The 21,496-nt window shown below is 68.1% G+C and carries 21 protein-coding genes and 1 pseudogene; 15 read left to right on the top strand and 7 right to left on the bottom strand.

Annotated elements, in window-relative coordinates:
* Nucleotides 1–28: 28 nt before the first annotated feature.
* Nucleotides 29–1,453: a flagellar hook-length control protein FliK gene (gene fliK, locus CDN36_RS14840; protein WP_287497114.1), complete on the top strand. Its 1,425-nt coding sequence runs from the start codon at nucleotides 29–31 to the stop codon at nucleotides 1,451–1,453.
* Nucleotides 1,450–1,746 (top strand): annotated as a pseudogene (locus CDN36_RS14835) (EscU/YscU/HrcU family type III secretion system export apparatus switch protein); the annotation flags it as partial. The gene fliK and the pseudogene CDN36_RS14835, both read left to right, overlap by 4 nt.
* Before the next feature lie 294 nt (nucleotides 1,747–2,040).
* On the opposite strand, the gene fliE reads toward CDN36_RS14835, so the two are convergent.
* Nucleotides 2,041–2,370 carry a flagellar hook-basal body complex protein FliE gene (fliE, locus tag CDN36_RS14830; protein ID WP_150557360.1) on the bottom strand — a complete coding sequence of 110 codons (330 nt, stop codon included), beginning with the start codon at nucleotides 2,368–2,370 and terminating at the stop codon, nucleotides 2,041–2,043.
* Nucleotides 2,371–2,707: 337 nt separating this feature from the next.
* Here fliE and fliF point away from each other — a divergent pair, with 337 nt between their 5' ends.
* The 13 genes from fliF to fliR all read left to right on the top strand — a co-directional run bounded on the left by fliF (nucleotide 2,708) and on the right by fliR (nucleotide 14,297).
* Entirely contained in the window at nucleotides 2,708–4,381 is a 1,674-nt protein-coding gene (fliF, locus tag CDN36_RS14825; protein ID WP_287497112.1) for a flagellar basal-body MS-ring/collar protein FliF, read from the top strand.
* The gene (gene fliG / locus CDN36_RS14820; RefSeq protein WP_150557358.1) at nucleotides 4,368–5,366 is read left to right on the top strand and encodes a flagellar motor switch protein FliG; all 999 of its coding nucleotides are present in this window, start codon (nucleotides 4,368–4,370) and stop codon (nucleotides 5,364–5,366) included. Before fliF ends, fliG begins: the two co-directional genes overlap by 14 nt.
* A gap of 19 nt (nucleotides 5,367–5,385) precedes the next feature.
* A complete protein-coding gene (gene fliH, locus CDN36_RS14815) occupies nucleotides 5,386–6,045 on the top strand; it encodes a flagellar assembly protein FliH (RefSeq protein WP_150557357.1) in 660 nt (219 codons plus the stop codon).
* A 242-nt stretch (nucleotides 6,046–6,287) separates the two neighbouring features.
* Nucleotides 6,288–7,757, top strand: a complete 1,470-nt coding sequence (gene fliI, locus CDN36_RS14810) for a flagellar protein export ATPase FliI (protein ID WP_241013791.1) — start codon at nucleotides 6,288–6,290, stop codon at nucleotides 7,755–7,757.
* A gap of 12 nt (nucleotides 7,758–7,769) precedes the next feature.
* Entirely contained in the window at nucleotides 7,770–8,222 is a 453-nt protein-coding gene (fliJ, locus tag CDN36_RS14805; protein ID WP_287497111.1) for a flagellar export protein FliJ, read from the top strand.
* A gap of 19 nt (nucleotides 8,223–8,241) precedes the next feature.
* Nucleotides 8,242–9,702, top strand: coding sequence for a flagellar hook-length control protein FliK (locus CDN36_RS14800; protein WP_287497110.1), 1,461 nt, complete (start codon nucleotides 8,242–8,244; stop codon nucleotides 9,700–9,702).
* Between the two features lie 318 nt (nucleotides 9,703–10,020).
* Nucleotides 10,021–10,503 carry a flagellar basal body-associated protein FliL gene (fliL, locus tag CDN36_RS14795; protein ID WP_150557354.1) on the top strand — a complete coding sequence of 161 codons (483 nt, stop codon included), beginning with the start codon at nucleotides 10,021–10,023 and terminating at the stop codon, nucleotides 10,501–10,503.
* A gap of 7 nt (nucleotides 10,504–10,510) precedes the next feature.
* Nucleotides 10,511–11,509: a flagellar motor switch protein FliM gene (gene fliM, locus CDN36_RS14790; protein ID WP_150557353.1), complete on the top strand. Its 999-nt coding sequence runs from the start codon at nucleotides 10,511–10,513 to the stop codon at nucleotides 11,507–11,509.
* Complete coding sequence (fliN, locus tag CDN36_RS14785; protein WP_150557352.1) at nucleotides 11,509–11,949, top strand: flagellar motor switch protein FliN; 441 nt, start codon at nucleotides 11,509–11,511, stop codon at nucleotides 11,947–11,949. Before fliM ends, fliN begins: the two co-directional genes overlap by 1 nt.
* Entirely contained in the window at nucleotides 11,946–12,434 is a 489-nt protein-coding gene (gene fliO / locus CDN36_RS14780; protein ID WP_150557351.1) for a flagellar biosynthetic protein FliO, read from the top strand. Before fliN ends, fliO begins: the two co-directional genes overlap by 4 nt.
* The gene (gene fliP, locus CDN36_RS14775; RefSeq protein WP_502920369.1) at nucleotides 12,434–13,207 is read left to right on the top strand and encodes a flagellar type III secretion system pore protein FliP; all 774 of its coding nucleotides are present in this window, start codon (nucleotides 12,434–12,436) and stop codon (nucleotides 13,205–13,207) included. Before fliO ends, fliP begins: the two co-directional genes overlap by 1 nt.
* Nucleotides 13,208–13,223: 16 nt before the next feature.
* On the top strand, nucleotides 13,224–13,493 hold the full coding sequence (fliQ, locus tag CDN36_RS14770) for a flagellar biosynthesis protein FliQ (protein ID WP_010807718.1): 270 nt from the start codon (nucleotides 13,224–13,226) through the stop codon (nucleotides 13,491–13,493).
* A gap of 12 nt (nucleotides 13,494–13,505) precedes the next feature.
* Nucleotides 13,506–14,297, top strand: coding sequence for a flagellar biosynthetic protein FliR (fliR, locus tag CDN36_RS14765; RefSeq protein ID WP_150557350.1), 792 nt, complete (start codon nucleotides 13,506–13,508; stop codon nucleotides 14,295–14,297).
* A gap of 13 nt (nucleotides 14,298–14,310) precedes the next feature.
* On the opposite strand, the gene flgL is transcribed toward fliR, so the two are convergent.
* From flgL to flgG, 6 genes are all read right to left on the bottom strand, one after another.
* Nucleotides 14,311–15,546 (bottom strand): flagellar hook-associated protein FlgL, encoded by a 1,236-nt coding sequence (flgL, locus tag CDN36_RS14760; RefSeq protein WP_150557349.1) that lies wholly within the window; start codon nucleotides 15,544–15,546, stop codon nucleotides 14,311–14,313.
* Nucleotides 15,547–15,560: 14 nt separating this feature from the next.
* Nucleotides 15,561–17,549 (bottom strand): flagellar hook-associated protein FlgK, encoded by a 1,989-nt coding sequence (gene flgK, locus CDN36_RS14755; RefSeq protein WP_287497109.1) that lies wholly within the window; start codon nucleotides 17,547–17,549, stop codon nucleotides 15,561–15,563.
* A gap of 287 nt (nucleotides 17,550–17,836) precedes the next feature.
* Complete coding sequence (flgJ, locus tag CDN36_RS14750) at nucleotides 17,837–18,721, bottom strand: flagellar assembly peptidoglycan hydrolase FlgJ (protein ID WP_287497108.1); 885 nt, start codon at nucleotides 18,719–18,721, stop codon at nucleotides 17,837–17,839.
* A gap of 1 nt (nucleotide 18,722) precedes the next feature.
* On the bottom strand, nucleotides 18,723–19,784 hold the full coding sequence (locus CDN36_RS14745) for a flagellar basal body P-ring protein FlgI (protein ID WP_241013792.1): 1,062 nt from the start codon (nucleotides 19,782–19,784) through the stop codon (nucleotides 18,723–18,725).
* Between the two features lie 145 nt (nucleotides 19,785–19,929).
* The gene (locus CDN36_RS14740) at nucleotides 19,930–20,643 is read right to left on the bottom strand and encodes a flagellar basal body L-ring protein FlgH (RefSeq protein WP_150557345.1); all 714 of its coding nucleotides are present in this window, start codon (nucleotides 20,641–20,643) and stop codon (nucleotides 19,930–19,932) included.
* Nucleotides 20,644–20,682: 39 nt separating this feature from the next.
* Nucleotides 20,683–21,465: a flagellar basal-body rod protein FlgG gene (gene flgG, locus CDN36_RS14735; protein ID WP_150557344.1), complete on the bottom strand. Its 783-nt coding sequence runs from the start codon at nucleotides 21,463–21,465 to the stop codon at nucleotides 20,683–20,685.
* Nucleotides 21,466–21,496: the final 31 nt, after the last annotated feature.

Below are 21,496 nucleotides of genomic sequence, written 5' to 3'. Positions count from 1 at the left end.
TCTCGTCGCCCGCATTTCGGAGTAAGGCATGGCCGGTCTCGACTCGGTTCTGGCCACGACACTCGCCCGGCGGCTCGATTCGTTGCTCGGGCTCGGCCAGGGTGTCTCCACGACGAGCGCACCCAGCGCCGTTGCCGGCACACCGCCCGCGGGCGACGCGACCGCCGCGCTCGGTGACCTCGCCACGCGCGGCTCGCCGAGCGCCCCCGTCGGTCTGGGCGACACGCCCGCCCAAACCGCCGCGCGCCTTCCCACCCCGATCCAGCAGGCAACGCTCTCGGCGGCCGCACGCACCATCGACACGATTTTGCGCCTCGCGCCCGAGTCGCCCGGCCCCATTCAGGCGAGTGCGCCGGTATGGCCGGCCGCGCCCGGCACCGGTGCACCGGCGCTCGCGCCGCTGGTCGCCGCCGCGCTCAGGGAAGCCTTGTCCGCGAGCGGCCTCTTTTACGAATCGCATCTGGCGCAATGGGCGTCGGGCAGCCGCTCGTTCGAACAACTGCAGGCCGAGCCGCAATTGCGCTGGCCCGCGTCCGCGAACCTCGCGGCGCAACTGCGCGCCGCCGGGGCCGACGCGACGCTGCCCGGGCCCGGACCGCTCACACGGCTGCTGGGGCCGGCCGCCGGCGAGGCGACGCTCGCAACAGCGTGGCCGACGTTAGGTCCCGGGCGCCTGGACGCCTTGCCGGGCGCGGCGAATCCTTCACCGCCATCGTCGACATTGCCAGGGCAGCCGACGACGACGCCGGGCTCGCCCGGCCAACCCGCCGCGGACGGCGGCTTGCCGGCGGGAGCCCACCTGCCGAATGCCGCGACGGCACTCGCGCATGCGGCCAGCGTCGCGCAGACGACGAGCAGCGTCCTGCCTGCGGGGCACGGCGAGGACACGTCGGCTGCCGCCGACCGTCCCCCGCATGGACCGGCCGGCGCCATTGCCGCCGTGGCGAACACGCCGGCCGAGAGCGTGACGCTGGTGCGCCAGCAGCTCGACATGCTCGTCAATCCGCAATTCCAGTGGAACGGCATGGCGTGGCCCGGCGCCCCCATGGAGTGGCAGGTCGAGGAGCGCGCCGGGCAGCCCGCGCCAGGCGAGGCGGCCGCGCCTTCGACGTGGCACACGCATCTGCGTCTGACGCTGCCCTCGCTCGGCACGGTCGACGTCACGCTCGGTTTGTCGGGCCAACAACTGCAAGCGCGAATGCTCGCGGACTCGGCGGCGTCGGCGGACATGCTCGCGAATGAAGGCGAAGAACTGCGTCAGCGATTGGCCGCGGTCGGTCTGATCGCGAGCCAGCTTTCGTTCGGGGCCCTGGGCGCCGAAGCGTCGGACGCGCCGGCCGAAGTCGGCGCGCACGCCATGGGCGCCGCCGGCGCGGGAAATACGCGTGCGGCCAGCGAAGCCGCCGGCGAGCGAGCGCCGGGTGCCACATCGCCGGCAGGAGGTGACGCATGACGTTGCCGCCGGAGCGCCGCACCGCGGTGGCCCTCGCCTACGGCGCGAAGGACACGGCGCCGCGTGTCGTGGCAAAGGGCTACGGCCTGCTCGCCGAGACCATCGTGCGCACGGCGCGCGAGCATGGCCTGTACGTTCACGAATCGCCGGAGCTGGTGAGCCTGCTGATGCAGGTCGACCTCGACCAGCGCATTCCCGCGCAGTTGTATCAGGCCGTGGCCGAACTGCTGGCGTGGCTCTACAAACTCGAAGCGAGCCGCGGCGGCAAGACGCCATCGTTGCCGCCAATGCCCCCCGGCGCGGCGCCCACCGCGCAGACGCCAGCACCGGACGCCGCCGCTGCACCCGCTGCACCATCCAGCAGCGCCGACGTCCCCCCCGCCTGAGCGCCGGCAGCCGCGCCCGTCGTCCAGGCGCCGTGACGACGGCGGCCGGCGAGGGAAATGGCCGAAAGGTGTCTGGAAGGGAACGGCGAGCGGAATCGACGAAGGGATCGACGAAGGGATCGGCGGAGGGACCGATGAATGGAATCGGCCGGGGCGCGCCGACCGCGCGAAACATGGGGCGACATTGCGCCGCCGCTGGCCTCACACCTGCATGTTCATCACGGTGGTGTATGCCGAAACGAGCTTGTTGCGCACTTGCAGGCTCATCTGAAAGCCGATGTTGGCCTTTTGGAGGTCGACCATCACGTCGTTGAGCGCCACGCCGGGTTCGCCCATTTCGAACGCCCGGGCCTGCGCCTCAGCGCCATTCTGCGCCGCCGACACGCGCCTGAGCGACGCGTCGAGTTCCGCGGCAAAGCCGCCGGTGGCCGAGGCCGCGCCGGCGCTGGACGTGCCCATGATCGAGCCCGCCGCCTGCGACGCCACACCGCCCAGCTTCTGCAATACCGATTCGATCCCCGGAATAGCCATCTTCTACTCGTCCTCAACGGATCCCGGCCACGCGCGACGCCGAGCCGCTCGCACCGGTTTGCCTTTTATCAGTCACGTCGGAGCTTACCACCGGCCGGCAAGCCCCCAATACCCTAATTAGCGGCAAAACACCCGCCTAATCCTCAAAACGATTCCATATTCGGCGTCGAATAATCAGGACCATCGGCATCGTGCGCACCGTGAGTCGGACCTCTCCGTTCCTTGTCCCCGCACACGTGAGCGCCTTGCCAAGCGTACCCGGAGAATCCTGTCGCATGTTAGTGAGCACTTCCACCGCGATGAACGTAATGTTGACGCCACTGGCGTGGGGCCGCGCATGAACGCCGCCACCCAGACGGCGGACGTCGCCGCCAAGCCGCCCCTGCTCGCGCAGTTGCGCTCACGCGAGCGCCTGCCGCTGCTCATCGGCGGTGCGGCGATCGTCGCATTGCTGATCGCCGTCTTCCTGTGGAGCCGTGCGCCGGACTACAAGGTGCTGTACAGCAACCTGAGCGACCGCGACGGCGGCGCCATCATCACGTCGCTGCAGCAGATGAACGTGCCCTACAAGTTCGCCGAGGGCGGCGGGGCCATTCTGGTGCCGGCCGAGCAGGTGCATGACGTCCGGCTGCGCCTCGCGTCCCAGGGCCTGCCCAAGGGCGGTCTGGTCGGCTTCGAACTGATGGACAACCAGAAGTTCGGCATCAGCCAGTTCGCCGAGCAGGTCAATTACCAGCGGGCTCTCGAAGGCGAACTCGCACGCTCGGTCGAGTCGCTGTCCGCCGTGCAGGCCGCGCGCGTGCATCTGGCGATCCCCAAGCCGTCCGTCTTCGTGCGCGAGCAGCAAAAGCCGAGCGCCTCGGTGCTCGTCACGCTCTACCCGGGCCGCGTGCTCGACGACGCCCAGGTGAGCGCCATCGTGCACATGGTCGCCTCGAGCGTGCCGGAGCTGCCGGTCAAGAACGTCACGATCCTCGACCAGAACGGCAACCTGCTCTCCGCGCAGAGCGGCAAGGGGCTGGGTCTGGACGCCAGCCAGCTCAAGTACGTGCGCGAGCTCGAGCAGTCCTACGCCCGCCGCATCGAATCGATCCTGAACCCGATCGTCGGCCCGGGCAACGTGCATGCGCAGGTCACGGCGGACGTCGACTTCAACCAGGTCGAGCAGACGTCGGAGAACTACAAGCCGAACGCGGGCGAGCAGGCGGTGCGCAGCCAGCAAAGCAGTGAAGCCTCGCAGATCGGTATCACGCCGCCGGGTGGTGTGCCGGGCGCGCTGTCGAACCAGCCCCCGGGGCAGGCGAGCGCACCGATCACGCAGCCGCCGCAACAGTTCGCGCAGAACGGCGCCAACCCGGCGAGCGCCCCGCAAGGCCCGCGCAGCGACCGCAGGGACACGACGGTCAACTACGAAGTCGACCGCACGATTCGCCACGTGCAGCAAGCCACGGGCGGCCTCAAGCGCCTGTCGGCGGCCATCGTCGTGAACTATCGCCCGGGCACCGACGCGAAGGGCAAGCCCGCGATGGTCGCGCTCACGCAGGCGCAGCTCGACCAGATCCAGAACCTGGCGAAGGAGGCAATCGGCTTCTCGGGCCAGCGCGGCGACACGCTCAACGTGGTCAACAGTCCGTTCACGGTCGAGGAAGACCCGGAGGCGAACCTGCCGTGGTGGCGCCAGCGCCAGAACATCGAACTGGCCAAGCAGGTCGGCAAGTGGGCGCTGATCTCGCTCATCGGCCTCTATCTGTGGTTCGGCGTGATCCGCCCGGCGATCCGCAAGCACTTGAGCCCGCCGCCGCCGGCAGAGCCGACGCTCGCCGGCGCCGCGGGTGCGGACGGCGCGCAGGACGCCGAGGGCGAAGGCGCCGACGGCGAGTCGGGCAAGAAGGGCGAACTGAGCGCCTACGAACGTAACTTGCAGTACGCGCGCCAAGTCGCGCGACAGGATCCGAAGATCGTGGCAACGGTAGTCAAATCATGGGTGGGTGGCGGCGATGAGCGCGGCTGAGGGACTCCAACGCAGCGCCATTTTGCTGATGTCGCTGGGTGAAGACGAAGCGGCGGAGGTCTTCAAGTACCTCGCCCCGCGGGAAGTGCAGAAGCTCGGCGCGGCCATGGCCTCGCTGCGCCAGGTCTCGCGCGACCAGATCGCCGACGTGCTGCAGGACTTCGTGCTCGAGGCCGAGCAGCATTCCGCGCTCTCGCTCGATTCGTCCGAATACATCCGCTCGGTGCTCAACAAGGCGCTCGGCAGCGACAAGGCCGCGGGTCTCATCGAGCGCATTCTGCAAGGCGGCGACACCAGCGGCATCGAGGGTCTGAAGTGGATGGACTCGAACGCCGTGGCGGAACTGATCCGCCACGAGCATCCGCAGATCATCGCGACGATCCTGGTGCACCTCGACCGCGATCAGGCCTCGGAAGTGCTCGCGCTCTTCACCGAGCGCCTGCGCAACGACGTGGTGCTGCGCATCGCCACGCTCGACGGCATTCAGCCGGCCGCGCTGCGCGAGCTCAACGACGTGCTCACCAAGCTGCTCTCGGGCAGCGAGAACATCAAGCGCAGCCCGATGGGCGGCGTGCGCACGGCCGCGGAGATTCTCAACTACCTGGGCGGCGTGCACGAAGAGTCGGTCATCGAAGCCGTGCGCAACTACGACTCGGACCTCGCGGCGAAGATCGTCGAAGAGATGTTCGTGTTCGAGAACCTGCTCGACGTGGAAGACCGCAGCATTCAGGTGCTGCTCAAGGAAATCGAGTCCGAGTCGCTCATCATCGCGCTCAAGGGCGCGCCCGCCGAGCTGCGCGAGAAGTTCTTCAAGAACATGTCGGCGCGCGCCGCCGAACTGCTGCGCGAAGACCTCGAGTCGCGCGGCCCGGTGCGGGTCTCGGAAGTCGAAGCCGAACAGAAAAAGGTGCTGCAGGTGGTGCGGCGCCTCGCCGACCAGGGCGCCATCGTGATCGGCGGCCGCGGCGACGACGCTTACGTGTAACCGGACGGGGCTCACGCGCATGTCGACCATCATCCCGAAGGAACGCCTGTCCGCCTGGCAACGCTGGGAGATGGCGTCGTTCGACCCGCCGCCCCCACCGCCGCCACCGCAACCCGCGCCGCCCAGCCCGCTCGACGACCCGGCGCTCGTCGAACAGATCGCCGCCTGGCGCGAACAGGCGCGCGCCGAAGGCCACGCCCAGGGCTACGCGGCCGGCCACGCCGAAGGCTATGCCGCCGGACAGGCCGCCGGTCAGCACGAAGTGCAGACCCGCGCGGCGCAGCTCGCCGACATTGCCCATGGTTTCGGCAATGCCGTGAACGCCATCGATCGCGAAGTCGCCGAGCCGTTGCTCGGCCTGGCGCTCGACATCGCACGTCAGGCGCTGCGCCAGACGCTCACCATCCACCCCGAAACGCTGCTGCCCATCGTGCGCGAGTTGCTCGCCAACGATCCGCTCACCGGCTCGCCGCGCCTGCTCCTCAATCCGGAGGACGTGGCGCTCGTCGAGGCCCACGTCGGTGCGGAGCTGCAGGCGGCCGGCTGGACCGTGCGCGCCGATCCGGGCATCGAGCGCGGTGGCTGCAAAGCCGAAGCGGCGAGCGGCGAGGTGGACGCCACCGTCGCGACGCGCTGGCAGCGCGTCATGGCCGCCCTGGGCAAGGATTTGCCGTGGTGAGCCCCGAACTCACCCCCCTCTCGGCCCACGCGCCGGTGCTCTCCGCCACGGCCGGCGCGCATGGCGACGCGCCGCCGCCGTCGCACGCCCCTGTTCAGGCGAACGACGACGCGGCACCGTCCGTCCGCCTGTGGGACGAGATCGATACGGCAGCCCAGGCCGGCGCGTTGCAGCCCGAGGATCACGAACCTCACGAGCCGGCCTCCGCCCCCCGCGCCGAGGCCGCGACAGCGGGCGCCGCCATGGACGAGGACGTGGCGGCACGCGCCTGCGCCGCCGCGCCCAAAGCGGCCGTACACGCGCTCGACGCCCGGGAGATTGCACGCGACGCGCACTTGCGCCGCTGGCAGAACACGTTGCGCGAGCGCCTGCCGCACGTGCATGCCGTCGAATCGACGCGCCGCTGCGGCCGCCTGACGCGCGCCGCCGGGCTCGTGCTCGAAGCGGTCGGCCTGCGGCTGCCGGTCGGTGCGGGCTGCCTGATCGAGCTGCCGGTGCACGACGCCTCGCGCGAACCCGCCACGGCAGAAGCGGAAGTCGTCGGCTTCGGCGGCGACCGTCTCTTCCTGATGCCGCAAACGGAAGTCGCCGGCCTGCTGCCGGGCGCGCGCGTATTCCCCCTGGAGCCGGCCGCCGACGGTCCGCTGCCGAGCCAGCGTCACAACGGCAAGCGCCTGCCCGTGGGCGAGGCGCTGCTCGGCCGCGTGGTCGACGCCGCCGGCCGTCCGCTCGACGACTTCGGCCCGCTCGGGCTGACGGACAGTGCGTCGCTCGCGTCCGTGCCGATCAACCCGCTGGGACGCGCGCCCATCGAATCGGTGCTCGACGTCGGCGTGCGCGCCATTAACGCGCTGCTGACGGTCGGACGCGGCCAGCGCATGGGGCTTTTCGCCGGCTCGGGGGTGGGCAAGAGCGTGCTGCTGGGCATGATGGCGCGCTTCACGCAGGCCGAAGTGATCGTGGTCGGACTCATTGGCGAGCGCGGCCGCGAAGTGAAGGACTTCATCGAGAACATTCTCGGACCGGACGGTCTGTCGCGCTCGGTCGTGGTGGCCGCCCCGGCCGACGTCTCACCGTTGCTGCGCCTGCAGGGCGCCGCCTACGCCACCACGCTCGCCGAATACTTTCGCGACCAGGGCAAGGACGTGCTGCTGATCATGGACTCGCTCACGCGCTACGCGATGGCCCAGCGCGAGATCGCGCTCGCGATCGGCGAGCCGCCGGCCACCAAGGGTTACCCGCCTTCGGTCTTCGCCAAGCTCCCCGCGCTGGTCGAGCGTGCCGGCAACGGTCCGGACGGCGGCGGCTCGATCACCGCGTTCTACACGGTGCTCACCGAAGGCGACGATCAGCAGGACCCGATCGCCGATTCGGCGCGCGCCATTCTCGACGGCCACATCGTGCTCTCGCGTCAGTTGGCGGAATCCGGACATTACCCGGCCATCGACATCGAGCAATCGATCAGCCGGGCCATGGCCGCGCTCATCGACGACAACCAGTTCGACAGCGTGCGCCGCTTCAAGCAGATGCTCTCGCGCTACCAGCGCAACCGCGACCTCATCAACGTGGGCGCCTACGCGCCGGGCAGCGACCCGATGCTCGATCAGGCCATCGAACTCTACCCCCGTCTCGAAAGCTTCCTGCAGCAGGGAATGCGCGAGCGGGCCAGCTATCAGGACGCCGTGCAGCAGATGCGCGGACTGTTCCACTGACCGGAGGCGGCCATGAACTCCACCCTGCCCCTCAAGTTGCTCATCGAACTCGCGCAGAAAGACGTCGACGAGGCCGCGCGCCTGCTCGGCGAGCGCCAGACCCAGCGCGCGGAAGTCGAGCGCCAGCTCGAAGCGTTGCGTCAGTACCGCCACGAGTACCGCACGCGCATGCAGGCGGCAACGATCCAGGGCATGGCAGGCTGCGACTGGCGCAACTTCCAGCAATTCATCGATACGCTCGACGCCGCCATCGGGCAGCAGGCCATGCTGCTCGAGCAGGCCGAGGAGCGTCTCGTTGCCGCACGCCGCGAGTGGCAGGCGCAACAGCGCCGCCTGAACTCGTTCGGCACGCTCGCCTCGCGCGAGCAGGCGCGCACCGCCCTGCGCGTGGCGCGTCGCGAGCAGAAGGAAAACGACGAGTACGCCGCGCGCAGCCTGCGCCGCCGTGCCGAATCCCAGATTTGAAGGACCGTAGGAGCCCGACATGTCGATTCTGAGCTTCCTGACCGACTCCGCAAGTGCCGCCATGCAGGCCGTGAAGGCCGGCCGCGCCGGCGCGCCGAGCAGCGACGACGGCAACGCACTGCCGTTCTCGACCGTCTTGTCGCAGCAGACCCGAAGCGTGCCGACGCCGGCCCCCGCCGTGAGCAGCGGCGCGGCGACGAACGCCCCGGCCGGGCGGACGGATGCGTCGTCGGGCGGTGCCCGCTCGACGGACGGCGCCGCGGCCGGCAGCCCGGCGAGCCAGACGGCGCAGGCCGGGCAGACGAGCGTGTCGAGCCCGCCATCGCAGCCGTCGAAGGCGAACACAGCCAACGGCGGCAAGGACGACAACAGCGGCGACGACAGCGACGACGTCCAGAGCGCCGCATCGGGCGATGCCGCGGCAGCGCTCGCCGTCGCACTGGCCGCGATGAATGGCGCGCCGCTCGCGCCGCAAACACCGGCGCCGGCTGACGCGAGCGCCAGCGCGCAGGCAGCAGCGAGCGCCGCGCACGGCAAGTCCGGCGCGGGCGCGGCCATCGCAGCCGCCGTGGACGGCGCCCTGCAAGCCAGTGGTGCGGCCCAGTTGACGGGGCAGCCGCCGGCAGGCGGAGCCGCCGACGCCAAGACCGCGGCCCCCCCCACGGCCGATGCCAAGGCACCGGTCCATGGGACTGTGACGCCGGCGGCCTCGAATACGACCGGGCCGGGCCTGTCGCTCGACGCGCTCGCGAAGAACGCCACGGCCTCGCAGGCCGCCGCCGGCGCACAAACCGCGGCAACGGACGCGAGGGCGGCCGCAACCGCCCCGGTGAGCGCCGACGCACAGGCGTCGCGCATGGCCGACGCGATGGCGCAGCAGGCACAGGGCAACCGCGACGCTGCCACGCAAGCCGCGGCTGCCGCCAATGCCGCCTCGCAGGCCGCCGCGCAGGCGGCACAGACGGCCACCGCCACGCTCAGCGCGCCACCGCAACTGCAGGCCCAGGCCAACTTGCCGGCGGCCCTCGCGCTGAGTGCGCGCGTCGGCACGCAGGACTGGAACAACCAGCTCTCGCAGCAAGTCGTGTGGCTTTCCTCGGCCCACACGCAAACGGCGCAATTGAGCCTGAACCCGCCCGACCTCGGCCCGCTGCACGTGGTGCTGAACGTGGCGAACGACTCGGCCCAGGCGATGTTCGTCTCGCAGCACGCCGCGGTGCGCGACGCCGTACAGGCCGCGCTCCCGCAACTGCGTGAAAACCTGGCCAACAACGGCATCGCGCTGGGTAACGCCTCGGTGAGCGCCGACAGCTCGCAGCAGCAGACGTTTGCGCAGCAGGGTGCGAGCGGCAACGGCGGCGGCAATGGCAGCGCCCGCGGCACGACCGCGGACTTCGATTCCGGCAACGACACGCCGCTCGCCACGGCCGTGAGCGTGCCGGTGCGCGCGGGCAACGGCCTCGTCGACACGTTCGCCTGATCGTCCGACGCCTGTCCGGCCGATGACGTCCAATGGGGCCAAATGAGGACCAATGAGGACCAATGAGGGCCAAGCACAGGGTCCAATAAGGGCCGGTCGCGCCCGCGCCGCACCCGACCGGCCGGGCACCCGTGAATGGATCCGCGCACGCTCACTGCCCCGAGCTCGTCCCATCGGTCTGGAAGGCGCAGACCTAAAGCCGGCGGTTTTTCCTGCCGTTAAGACAAAGACGCGAGTTAGACGCGATTGTCCCTTCTTTTCGGTCGATCACCCCTAGCCGGAGTGGCCGACAATCACTACCCAATAGCAGGCGAATACATGGCAAATCCCGCACCGACGCAAGCCGCTGCTCCCTCCGGAGGGGGTGTGCGCAAATGGATTCTGTTGATCGTTGCGGTGGCGCTCATGGCGGCTGCAGGCGCGGCCACGGCCGTGTATCTGCTCACCGGCCGCAGCGAAGCGGCGAAAGCCCCGCCGCCACCGCCGCCGCCCGTATTCGTCGGCATGGATCCGTTCACGGTGAACCTGTCGGGCGAAGACGGCGAGCGTTATCTGCACATCGGCCTCTCGCTCAAGGTCGCGGATGCCGAGACGCAGGCCCGCATCACGCAGCACATGCCCGAAGTGCGCAGCCGCGTGTTGCTCCTGCTCTCGTCCAAGCAGCCGCAGGATCTGGCCACGATCGACGGCAAGCGCCGTCTGGCGAGCGAGATCCGCACGCTGATCGCGCAGCCGTTCGCGGCCAACATGCCGCAGCAGGCCGTGGGCGAAGTGCTGTTCACCGCGTTTGTAATTCAGTGAGTGATTCATGGCGCATGAGGAGTTCCTGTCGCAGGAAGAAGTCGACGCCCTTCTGAAGGGCGTCACCGGCGAACAGGATGACCGGTCCGATACGGAAGATCATTCCGGCATCAGGCCCTACAACATCGCGACGCAAGAACGCATCGTGCGCGGGCGCATGCCCACGCTCGAGATCATCAACGACCGTTTCTCGCGCCTGTTCCGCATTGCGCTGTTCAACTTCATGCGCCGCAGCGCCGAAATCTCGGTCAGCCCGGTGCGTGTGCAGAAGTACAGCGAATTCATCCGCAACCTGCCGGTTCCCACCAACCTCAACCTGGTCCACATCAAGCCGCTGCGCGGCACGGCGCTGTTCGTGTTCGATCCGAACCTCGTCTTCCTGGTGGTGGACAACCTGTTCGGCGGCGACGGCCGGTTCCATACGCGCGTCGAAGGGCGCGACTTCACGCAGACCGAGCAGCGTATCATCGCGCGCCTGCTCGATCTGGTGTTCGAGAACTACGGCGCGTCCTGGAAGCCGGTGCATCCGGTGGAATTCGAATACGTGCGCGCCGAAATGCACACGCAGTTCGCCAACGTGGCCACGCCCAACGAGGTGGTGGTCACCACGACGTTCGACATCGAGTTCGGCTCGGTGGGCGGTGAATTCCACATCTGCATGCCGTACTCGATGATCGAGCCGTTGCGCGACCAGCTCTCGAGTCCGCTCCAGGGCGAGACGCTCGAAGTCGACAAGCGCTGGGTGCGCCTGCTCTCGCAGCAGGTGCAGGCCGCCGACGTGGAAATCGTGACCAACCTCGCGCAGGTCGACATGACGCTCTCGCAGCTGCTCAACATGCGCGTGGGCGACGTGATTCCGCTCGACGTGCCCGAGGTGCTCGAGGCCAAGGTCGACGGCGTGCCCGTGATGCTCTGCAATTACGGCGTCTTCAATGGTCAATACGCGCTGCGCGTGAACCAGATGATCAACCATTCGCACAGCGATTACACGAAGGACAACGAGTGATGAGCGATACCCCTCAAACGCCCGGTGACGACGCCCAGGCCATGGCGGACGAGTGGGCCAGCGCCATGGCGGAGCAGACGGCCGCCGAATCGGCGCCCGCGGCGGCCCCGCAGCCGGCGCCCGCCCCGGTGTTCCAGCCGCTCTCGGCGAGCGCCGGCAATCCGCCGGGCGCCACGCACAACGACATCGACCTGATTCTCGACATCCCGGTCCAGATGACCGTGGAGCTCGGCCGCACCAAGATCGCCATCAAGAACCTGCTGCAACTCGCGCAGGGCTCGGTCGTCGAGCTCGACGGCATGGCCGGCGAGCCGATGGACGTGCTGGTCAACGGCTGCCTCATCGCGCAGGGCGAAGTGGTGGTCGTCAATGACAAGTTCGGCATTCGCCTGACTGATATCATCACGCCATCCGAACGCATCCGTAAGCTCAACCGATGATTGCAACGAAAGTCCGCGGCGCGCCCGTCGGGCGCGCCGTGGCAGCCGCCGCCCTCGGCCTGACGACCCTGTGCACCGCCCACGCCCAGGGCACCGCCTCGCAGGCCGCCGCCGTGCCGAGCCTCGGCGGCGCCGGCATCGTGCAGACCGGCCTCGGTCTCGTACTGGTGCTCGCCCTTCTCTTCGGGCTCGCGTGGCTTGCCAAGCGCTTCGGCTTGCAGCGCCCGATGGGCAGCGGCAACGTGCGCATCGTGGGCAGCGCCGCCGTCGGCCAGCGCGAGCGCGTCGTCGTGGTCGAAGTGGCCGGCGACTGGGTGGTGCTCGGCGTCGCGCCGGGACAGGTGCGCAGCCTGCACGTGATCGACGCCGAGCGCGTTGCCGACCTGCCCGCCCCCGCGCCGGCCGCCCCGGTCGGCGCTCAGGCCAACCGCGCCGCGCAGGCTTTTGCGCAAAAGTTGCGCGATTCGATGAAAAAGGATTCCTGATGTCACGCGGCTTGCTGCGGGCCGGGTGGATGCCGGGACTGGCGCTCGGACTGATCGTTGCCGGCATCGCCCTGCCGGGCGCGGCACTCGCGCAGGCCACGTTGCCGGCGCTCACGACGACGCCCGCCCCGGGCGGCGGACAGACGTACTCGCTGTCCGTGCAGACGATGCTGCTGCTCACGTCGCTCGGCTTCCTGCCGGCGATCCTGCTGATGATGACGGCGTTCACGCGCATCATCATCGTGCTCTCGCTGCTGCGCCATGCCATCGGCGTGACGACCTCGCCGCCGAACCAGATCCTGATCGGCCTGGCGCTGTTCCTGACGTTCTTCGTGATGTCACCGGTGTTCGACAAGGCCTACACCGACGCCTACCAGCCGTTCGCCGCCAACAAGATCAGCTTCGAGCAGGCCGTCGACACGGGTGCCAAGCCGTTTCACGCGTTCATGCTCAGGCAGACGCGCGAGGCCGACCTCGCCCTCTTCGCCAAGCTCGCCAGGACGCCGCCGATGAACGGCCCCGAGGACGTGCCGATGCGCATTCTCGTGCCCGCCTTCGCGACGAGCGAGCTCAAGACCGCGTTCCAGATCGGCTTCACGATCTTCATCCCGTTCCTGATCATCGATCTGGTGGTCGCGAGCGTGCTGATGTCGATGGGCATGATGATGGTCTCGCCCTCGACGGTGTCGCTGCCGTTCAAGCTGATGCTCTTCGTGGTGGTCGACGGCTGGCAACTGCTGCTGGGCTCGCTCGCCCAGAGCTTCACGATGTAGCGACGAGGAACGCGAGATGACTCCCGAAACCGTCATGGCGCTGGCCCACCAGGCAATGCAGGTCACTTTGCTGCTGGCCGCGCCGCTGCTGCTCGTCGCCCTCGTCTCCGGCCTGCTCGTGAGTCTCTTCCAGGCCGCCACGCAGATCAACGAAATGACGCTGTCGTTCATCCCCAAGCTGCTCGCCGTGTTCGTCACGCTGGTGATCGCCGGCCCGTGGATGCTCAACCTCATGGTCGATTACATGCGCCAGCTGCTCACCGGCATTCCCGGCCTCGTCGGGTAAGCCGCGCGCCCGTTGATCAGCTTTACCTACGAACAGCTCTCGGGCGTCATCGCGGCGTTCCTGTTTCCGTTCGCGCGTCTGCTGGCGCTGTCGATGAGCGCACCGCTCTTCGGCAACGCCGCCGTGCCCGCCACGGTGAAGATCGGCCTCGCGGGCGTGGTCACCCTCGCGCTCGCGCCGGTGCTCGGGCCCATGCCGGCCGTCTCGCCGTTCTCCTGGGAGGGTCTGTGGGTGCTCGCGCAGCAGGTCATGATCGGCGCGGCGCTGGGCTGGTGCATGCAGATCGTGTTCTCGGCGATCAGCATGGCGGGCGACTTCGTCGGCCTGCAAATGGGCCTGTCCTTCGCCACGCTGCTCAACCCCAACAGCGACGGCAGCACGGCCGTGCTCGGCATGCTGCTCAACGTGGTCGCCATGCTCGTCTTTCTCGCCACCAACGGCCATCTCGTAATGTTCGCCACGCTGGTGCAGAGTTTCACGGTGCTGCCCGTCTCGGGCACGCCGATCTCGGTGGCCGGCTGGCACTACCTCGCCATGCTCGGCACGCAGCTCTTCACGCTGGCGCTCATGCTGTCGCTGCCGCTGGTCGCCGCGCTGCTCATCTGCAATCTGGCGCTCGGCATCCTGAACCGCGCCGCGCCGCAGCTCAACATCTTTGCCGTGGGCTTCCCGCTCACGCTCGGCGTGGGTCTCGTCGTGCTCGAACTGATGATGCCGCGCATCGCGCCGGTCATGGACCACTTCATCTCGATCGGCATCGACATGATGATCCGCGCCACGGCGGCCTTCGTGCCGAAGGCCTGAGCGCGGCAACCGGTCACAGATAGTTGAACAGCGACAGCTTCTGCGTCTGGATGAAGCTCTGCTGCGAGGCTTGCAGCGAGGCCTGCAGTTGCGCGAACTTGCTGGCCGTGCCGATGAGGTCGACATCCAGCAGGTCGCTCAGCTGCGACTGATACGACAGGTCGGCCCCGCTGCCGATGTTGTCGAGCGACGTCAGCTCGTTCATCCGCGAGCCGATGGTCGTTCGTATCGTGGTCACGTTGTCGTAGGTGTTGCTGAACATCTGGTTGAACGTGGTCAGCGCGTTGCTCAGGTTCGCCTGCCCGCTCGGGCCCTGCAGGCCATACGGCGTCTTGAGCGTGTTGATGAGCGACTGCAGGTTGTCGAACACGTTCGTGCTGCCCTGCGTGGCCGGCTGCACCGTGTAGTTGTCGCCCGTGGCCGGCACACCCGTGAACGTGACCGTCTTGCCTGCGAACGAGATCGGCTGGCCCGACGTGTACACGCCCGTCACGTCCGTGGCCGTGGTGTCGGTCAGGTCCTTGATGGTGTAGTTCGTCGTGGGCGGCGTGGTCGTGTTGTCGATCGCAAAGCTGATCTGGAACTGGTGGTTCGCCGCCGGGTCGGTCACGTCGGTCGTCGAAACGGTCGTGTACGTGGCGGTGCCCGTGTTGGCGGCGTTGCCGCTGATGAGCGTGCCGGCGGTGGCCGGCTGCAGCCCCTCGAAAATGCTCGAGCCGATGTCGTTGACCGGGATCACGCGGTTCGCCCCGACCTGCACGTTGCGAATACCGGTGTCGCCGGCGTAGCTCGCCCCGGTGGGCGAGGCCACATAAGCCGCCGAACCGCCCAGGAAGCCGGAGAACAGGTACTGGCCGTTCGCGTCCGTGGTGTTGGCGAGCGAGAGCAGTTGCTGGAAGCTCGACTGGAGGTCGGTGGCGATCGTCGTGCGGTCGTTGTCGCTCAGCGTGGCGTTGCCCGCACTCACCACCTGCGACATGATGTGCTGCAGGTTGGCGATGACGCTGCCGAAGGTCGAATCCTCGAGCTGCAGCTGGGTCATGGCGGACTTGCGGTTCGTCGCGTACTGCGAGTTCATGTCCTTGTCCTGCGACACGGCCACCGCCTGTGCCGCGGCCACCGGGTCGTCGCTGGGCGTGGTCACGCGCTTGCCGGACGAGAGCTGCGCCTGGGCGTTGAGCATGTCGGACGTGTTGCGGCTCATCGCCTGCGTGCCCTGCTCGAAAATCATGTTGGTGCTGATGCGCATCGTTCGACCCCTGCTTAGTTGACCATCTGAAGGATGGTGTCGAACAGCTGCGACGCCGTCTGGATCACCTTCGAGTTGGCCTGATACAGCTGCTGATACTTGATCAGGTTGGCGGCCTCTTCGTCGAGGTTCACGCCGGAATTGGACGACTGGGCCGTCTGCGCCTGCGTGAGCAGCGTCTGCTGCGCGGCGCTGGTGGCCTTGTACGTGTTCGTGGTCGAACCGACGTAGGAGACTAGGCTCGCGTAAGCCGACGCGTAGCTCTCCTTGCCGCCCACGCGCGTCTTGTCGTTCTGCAGCCCGGCGAGCGCCAGACCGTTGCGGTTGTCGGTGACCGCCCCCGTCGTGTTCGGGCTGATGGTGACCTTGTCGCCATTGCCGGGCGTGCCGCTCAGATTCACCGTCATGCCGTTCATGGTGATCTTCGCGCCGTAGGTCGCGTCATACGGCACCGTGTCGCCCTCGGCATACGTGGTCGTCACGCCGTTGACCGTCACCGTCATCGGCGAGGGCGCGACGAGCGTGAGCGCGCCCGTGGTCGCGTCCTTGCTGAACGTGAACGAGACCGGCGCCGTCAGCACGTTCGACAGGTAGTTCGCGTCCACGCTGCCCTGATCGGTCTTGAGCGAGCCGGTGTTGGTCGACGGCGTCGAGGCCAGGATGGGCGCGGCCAGGGCGATCTTGCCCGGGTCGGTGATTGCCACGCCGATGTTCTGCGCCGCGTTGCGCGTGGGCTGGATCGTGAAGCTGTCGCCGGCCACGAGGCCGCCGGCCGTCACGCTGAAGCCGTCGGCAAATGCGTTGCCGCTGGTGTCGGTGAACGCGAGCGGCGCGCCCGGCGTGGCGGGTGCGCCGGCCGTCCAGGTCGCGCCGTCCGTCACACGCGTGAGCGTGTAGTTCGTGCCGTCATACGACACCGTGTAGTCGCTCGCGGTGACCTTCGACGCGTCGGTAATGCTCGCGTTGAGCGTGGCGGCGTTCGAGTTGTTCGTGTTGGCGACGATGGTCGGGCTCGGCACGGTGAAGAAGTCGCCGCCCGGCTGACCATACAGGTCGAGGCCCAATTGGTTCTGCGCGTTGAACGTGCCGGCCAGCGACAGCGCGATCTGGCCGAGCGTGTTTTGCGCCTGCGTGAGCGCGCCGCTGCGGAACGACAGCAGACCAGCCACCGAACCGCCGGTGATCGACGACTCGGGAATCGGCACCTTGGTGCCGCTCGGCGTCACGTAGGCGAGCGTCATCTGCGACGGGTCGCTCGTCGACGCCACCGTGGTGAGCTGGTAGGCCGAGTTGCCCATCACCAGCGATTGCCCGTTGCCGATGAACACGTTGTACGCGCCGTTGCTGTCCTTGACCACGTTCGTCTGCACGAGCGCGTTCAGGTTGGCCACGGCCTGGTCGCGCTGGTCGAGCAGATCGTTCGGCGTGGCGTTGATGCCGTTGGCCTGCGCCTGCTGGATCGCGTCGTTGAGCGCGGCGATCTGCTTGGCGTAGGTGTTGATCTGGTCGGTCGACTGGGCGAGCGTGCCGTTGATGCTCGAGCGCAGCGAGGCGATCTGCCCCGAGAGCGACTGGAACATGCTCGTGAGCGTCTGCGCCGACGAGATGACCGTCGCGCGCGTGGCCGAGTTGGCCTGTCCCGAGACGATGTTCTGCAGATTCGTGAAGAACGTCGACATCGACGCCGGCAGGCCGGTCGTCGAGCTGCCCAGCGCGTTGTTGATCTGCGAGATCTGCTGGTAGTAGGTGTTGAGCTGGCTGAACTGGGTTTGCGCCTGGTTGACCTGGTTCGACAGGAACTGGTCGTACACGCGCGACACGTCGGTCACCAGCACGCCCTGGCCGAGGTAGCCCATGCCCGTGAACTGGCTGTTCTGCTGGGCGTAGTTGACGACTTGACGGTTGTAGCCGGCCGTCCCCGAATTGGAGATGTTGTTGCCGGTGGTATTGAGGGCGAACTGGGAAGCGTTCAGCCCGCTCATGCCAATGTTGATTAGGCTCATGATCTCGCGGCTTGAGTTGGGGGCGCGCGCCGCGGCTCTGTGTCCCGAGCCCTGGGCTTCGCACCGTTACCGATGTGTTTACGGCAGCCCGGCGCCAATATTGAGGCCGTCGCCGCATGATTTCGTCCCGTTTTCCATGCCGGCGGCCGGCCATCGCAGCCCCTTGCCGACCCCTGCCACCCCTTGCCGGGCATTGCCGTGCGCCCCTTCTGCGCTCGTGGGGCGATCGTGGGGAGCTCGGGGGGCGCTCGTGGGGCGCGCCTGCCGCCCGTCGGTCCGTCCGTCCGTCAGGCGAAGTGCTTCATGATCTTCATGAGCTTGCTGGCGTAGTGCGGATCGGTCGCGTAACCGGCGCGCTGCAGGTTGGTCGCGAAGCTCGCGGCGTCGTTGGCGCTCGCCACGACCGACGCGTAGCGCGGGTTGTTCGAAATCAGGCTGGCGTAGTCGGCGAACGCCTCGTCGTAAGAACGATAGGCGCGGAACCTGGCCATCACCTTGCGCGGCTGGCCGTTGACGTACTCGGTCGTGGCGACCTCGACCGTCGGGCCCGTCCAGCTCTTGCCCGCCTTGATGCCGAAGACGTTGAAACTCGTGCTGCCGTCGCTGCGCCGGATCTCGCGCTTGCCCCAGCCGGACTCCAGCGCCGCCTGACTCAGCATGAAGCGCGCCGGAATGCCGCTGCTGGCGCTCGCGTTCTGCGCGGCCGCGGCCATGCGCTCGACGAACTCGCCGGCAGCCGCCGGTGCGCCCTCGGCAATGCCGATGCCGTCCGCGGCGTTGTAGGCGCGGCCCTGCAGCGGCTGCTGACGGCCCATGGCCGCCGGCGGCAACGTGGTGCCGGTCTTCGCGAGCTGCCTGAGCATCAGATCGGCCAGGCCGATGCCCTTGTTCGACGCGAGCTGCTGGGCGAGCTGGTCGTCGAGCATGCCGTTGAACATCTTTTCCTGATCGCTGCCGAGCAGGCCGCCGGACATCGTGGCCTCGCGCATGCTCTTCATCATCATCTGCGTGAAGACGGCCTCGAACTGCCTGGCCGCCTGCTGCGTGGCCTGCGGCGTCTGCTGATGGGCAGCCGCACGCAGGGCGGTGAGACCCTGCATGTCGTAGGTCGCGCGCTGCGTCAGGTCGGGAAGGGACTTGCCTGCGCCGGTGAGTCGGGAGCCGTCGGCCATATCAGATGATCTCCAGGTCGGCGCGCAGGGCGCCCGAGGCCTTCATGGCCTGCAGAATCGACATCAGGTCCGCCGGGCTCGCACCGAGCGAGTTCAGCGCCTTGACGACGTCGGCGAGGTTCGCGCCCGCCTTGACGAGCTTGAGCGCGTTGTTCTCCTGTTGGACGGAGATCTGCGAATTCGGCGCCACCACGGTCTGGCCGCCCGAGAACGGCGCCGGCTGGCTCACGTTGTTCTGCGTGTCGATGACGACCGACAGGTTGCCATGCGCCACCGCGCATTGCTGGATCGTCACGTTCTGATTCATCACGACCGAACCGGTGCGCGCGTTGATGATCACGCGCGCGGCCGTGTTGTCGGGTCGCACTTCCAGGCTCTCGAGCTGCGCGAGGAACTGCACGCGCGAGGACGGATCGGTCGGCGTGCGCAGCAGGATCACGCGGCCGTCGAGCGCCTGCGCGGTGCTGTAGCCGAAGCGGCGGTTCACGGCGTCGACCACGCGCTGCGCGGTCGAGAAATCGGTCACGTTCAGCTCCATCTGCACGGTGCCCGGCTGGCCGCCCATGGCGGTCGGCACGGCGCGCTCGACGATGGCCCCGGCCGGAATGCGGCCCGAAGCGAGCTGGTTGACCGTCACGCTCGAACCGTTGGCCGACGCGCCGGCGCCGCCCACGAGCAGGTTGCCCTGCGCGAGCGCGTAGACCTGACCGTCCGGCCCCTTGAGCGGCGTCATGAGCAGCGTGCCGCCGCGCAGGCTCTTGGCGTTGCCCATCGAGGAGACCACCACGTCGATGGCCTGGCCGGGACGCGCAAATGCGGGCAGTGTGGCCGTCACCATGACCGCGGCCACGTTCTTCAACTGCATGTTCGTGCCTGGCGCGACGGTGATGCCGAGCTGCGAGAGCATGTTGGTCATGCTCTGCACGGTAAACGGCGTCTGCGTGGTCTGGTCGCCCGAGTTGTCCAGACCGGCCACCAGGCCGTAGCCGATCAGCTGGTTGTCGCGCACGCCCTGAATCGACGCGAGCTCCTTCAGGCGTTCGGCGTGCGCCGCGCCCGGCATTGCCAGCAGCGCGGCGCCGGCGGCCGCCGCCACGGCGAGCGAGCGCACGACGCCCGCCCAACGGCGAAGGCAGCCGGGGCGAGCAGGGAGACGGAGGCGAAGCGCGCGGCGCGACGGGTACGGCATGTTCGACATCACAAGGGCATCAGAAAGGCGACACGTTGAGGAAGAAGCGCTGCAGCCAGCCCATGGTCTCGGCTTCGTTGATGTAGCCCTTGCCGCGGTATTCGATGCGCGCATCGGCCACCTGCGTCGAGGGCACGGTGTTCGAGCCGGAAATCGTCTGCGGGCTCACGATGCCCGAGAACTTGATGTACTCGGTGCCCTGGTTGATGGCGATCTGCTTCTCGCCGGCCACCGCCAGATTGCCGTTGGGCAGCACGTCCATGACCGTCACCGTGATCTGGCCCGAGAACACGTTGTTGGCGTTGGCCGCGCCCTTGGCGTCGAACTTGTTGCCGCCGCTCGCGTTCAGGCTCTGGTTGTTGAACACGCCGCCGACCACCCCGGGCATCTGGTTGAGCGTGAGCGAGCCGCTGCTCGAGCGGTTCGTGTTGGCTGCGGAATTCTTGCTCGCCGCCGTGTTCTCGTTGATGACGATGGTGAGAATGTCGCCTACGTTACGCGGGCGCCGGTCTTCGAAGAGCGGGCGGTTCGAGTACAGCGGTCGATAGATCGAGCCCTCCGGGTCGGCCGCCACCGGCGGGGGCGGCGGACGCGTGGTGGTCGGGCCCTGCACCACCGGTTCCTGCGGCACGTAGGCGCAGCCCGCCAGAGCGCCCAACGCGACGGCGGCGGCGAGCGCAAGATACCGCGACTGGCCTGCGCTGCTTCGTGGGATGACGATCTTTGCGGACATGGTCGGCATTTCCTGAAGCGATCAGCGGCGAGCCGCTGCTTACATCTGCGTCAGGCGCTGCAGCATCTGGTCGGATGCCGTCACCGCCTTCGAGTTGATTTCATAGGCGCGCTGCGCCTGGATCATGTTCACCAGCTCTTCCACCACGTTCACGTTCGACGTTTCGACGTAGTTCTGGTTGAGCACGCCCGCGCCGTTGGTGCCCGGCTGCGCCACGTTCGGCGCGCCCGAAGCCGCGGTTTCGGCGTACAGGTTCTCGCCCAGGCTCTGCAGCCCGGCGTTGTTGATGAAGGTGGCGAGCTGGAACGTGCCGATCTGCACGTTGGCCGTGTTGCCCGGTTGCGTGACCGAGACCGTACCGTCGCGCGCGATGGTGAGCGAGAGCGCGTTGGCCGGAATCGTGATGGCCGGCTGAATCGGGTAGCCCGAAGCGGTCACGAGCTGGCCGTTGTTGTCGACCTGGAACGAGCCGTCGCGCGTGTAGGCGGTCGTGCCGTCCGGCATGAGCACCTGGAAGAAACCGTCGCCGTTGATGGCCACGTCCTTCGCGTTGTTGGTCGACGTGAGGTTGCCCTGCGTGAAGATGCGCTCGGTGGCGGCCGGACGCACGCCGGTGCCCAGCTGCAGGCCGGAGGGCAGCAGCGTTTGCTGCGACGACTGCGCGCCCGGCTGGCGCAGGGTCTGGTACAGCAGATCCTCGAACACCGCACGGCCCTTCTTGAAGCCGTTCGTGCTGGTGTTGGCGAGGTTGTTGGAAATCACGTCCATGTTCGTCTGCTGGGCGTTCATGCCCGTGGCGGCGATGTAGAGCGAACGGATCATTTGATTTGACTCCCCGTGTACGGTAGCGAGC

Source organism: Pandoraea sp. CB10b_02, assembly GCF_002216225.1.
GTDB lineage: Bacteria > Pseudomonadota > Gammaproteobacteria > Burkholderiales > Burkholderiaceae > Pandoraea > Pandoraea nosoerga.
This window is presented reverse-complemented; position numbering and strand designations above follow the sequence as displayed.

Bases quoted from the DNA above. Each gene is read 5' to 3' on its own strand.
- fliE (WP_150557360.1), bottom strand. From the start codon at position 2,370: ATGGCTATTCCGGGGATCGAATCGGTATTGCAGAAGCTGGGCGGTGTG.
- fliI (WP_241013791.1), top strand. From the start codon at position 6,288: ATGGACGAGGACGTGGCGGCACGCGCCTGCGCCGCCGCGCCCAAAGCG.
- fliG (WP_150557358.1), top strand. From the start codon at position 4,368: ATGAGCGCGGCTGAGGGACTCCAACGCAGCGCCATTTTGCTGATGTCG.
- CDN36_RS14745 (WP_241013792.1), bottom strand. From the start codon at position 19,784: ATGCCGGGCGCGGCGCACGCCGAACGCCTGAAGGAGCTCGCGTCGATT.
- fliH (WP_150557357.1), top strand. From the start codon at position 5,386: ATGTCGACCATCATCCCGAAGGAACGCCTGTCCGCCTGGCAACGCTGG.
- fliJ (WP_287497111.1), top strand. From the start codon at position 7,770: ATGAACTCCACCCTGCCCCTCAAGTTGCTCATCGAACTCGCGCAGAAA.
- fliL (WP_150557354.1), top strand. From the start codon at position 10,021: ATGGCAAATCCCGCACCGACGCAAGCCGCTGCTCCCTCCGGAGGGGGT.
- CDN36_RS14740 (WP_150557345.1), bottom strand. From the start codon at position 20,643: ATGTCCGCAAAGATCGTCATCCCACGAAGCAGCGCAGGCCAGTCGCGG.
- flgG (WP_150557344.1), bottom strand. From the start codon at position 21,465: ATGATCCGTTCGCTCTACATCGCCGCCACGGGCATGAACGCCCAGCAG.
- fliK (WP_287497114.1), top strand. From the start codon at position 29: ATGGCCGGTCTCGACTCGGTTCTGGCCACGACACTCGCCCGGCGGCTC.
- flgJ (WP_287497108.1), bottom strand. From the start codon at position 18,721: ATGGCCGACGGCTCCCGACTCACCGGCGCAGGCAAGTCCCTTCCCGAC.
- CDN36_RS14800 (WP_287497110.1), top strand. From the start codon at position 8,242: ATGTCGATTCTGAGCTTCCTGACCGACTCCGCAAGTGCCGCCATGCAG.
- fliF (WP_287497112.1), top strand. From the start codon at position 2,708: ATGAACGCCGCCACCCAGACGGCGGACGTCGCCGCCAAGCCGCCCCTG.
- fliN (WP_150557352.1), top strand. From the start codon at position 11,509: ATGAGCGATACCCCTCAAACGCCCGGTGACGACGCCCAGGCCATGGCG.
- flgL (WP_150557349.1), bottom strand. From the start codon at position 15,546: ATGCGCATCAGCACCAACATGATTTTCGAGCAGGGCACGCAGGCGATG.
- fliQ (WP_010807718.1), top strand. From the start codon at position 13,224: ATGACTCCCGAAACCGTCATGGCGCTGGCCCACCAGGCAATGCAGGTC.
- fliO (WP_150557351.1), top strand. From the start codon at position 11,946: ATGATTGCAACGAAAGTCCGCGGCGCGCCCGTCGGGCGCGCCGTGGCA.
- flgK (WP_287497109.1), bottom strand. From the start codon at position 17,549: ATGAGCCTAATCAACATTGGCATGAGCGGGCTGAACGCTTCCCAGTTC.
- fliP (WP_502920369.1), top strand. From the start codon at position 12,434: ATGTCACGCGGCTTGCTGCGGGCCGGGTGGATGCCGGGACTGGCGCTC.
- fliM (WP_150557353.1), top strand. From the start codon at position 10,511: ATGGCGCATGAGGAGTTCCTGTCGCAGGAAGAAGTCGACGCCCTTCTG.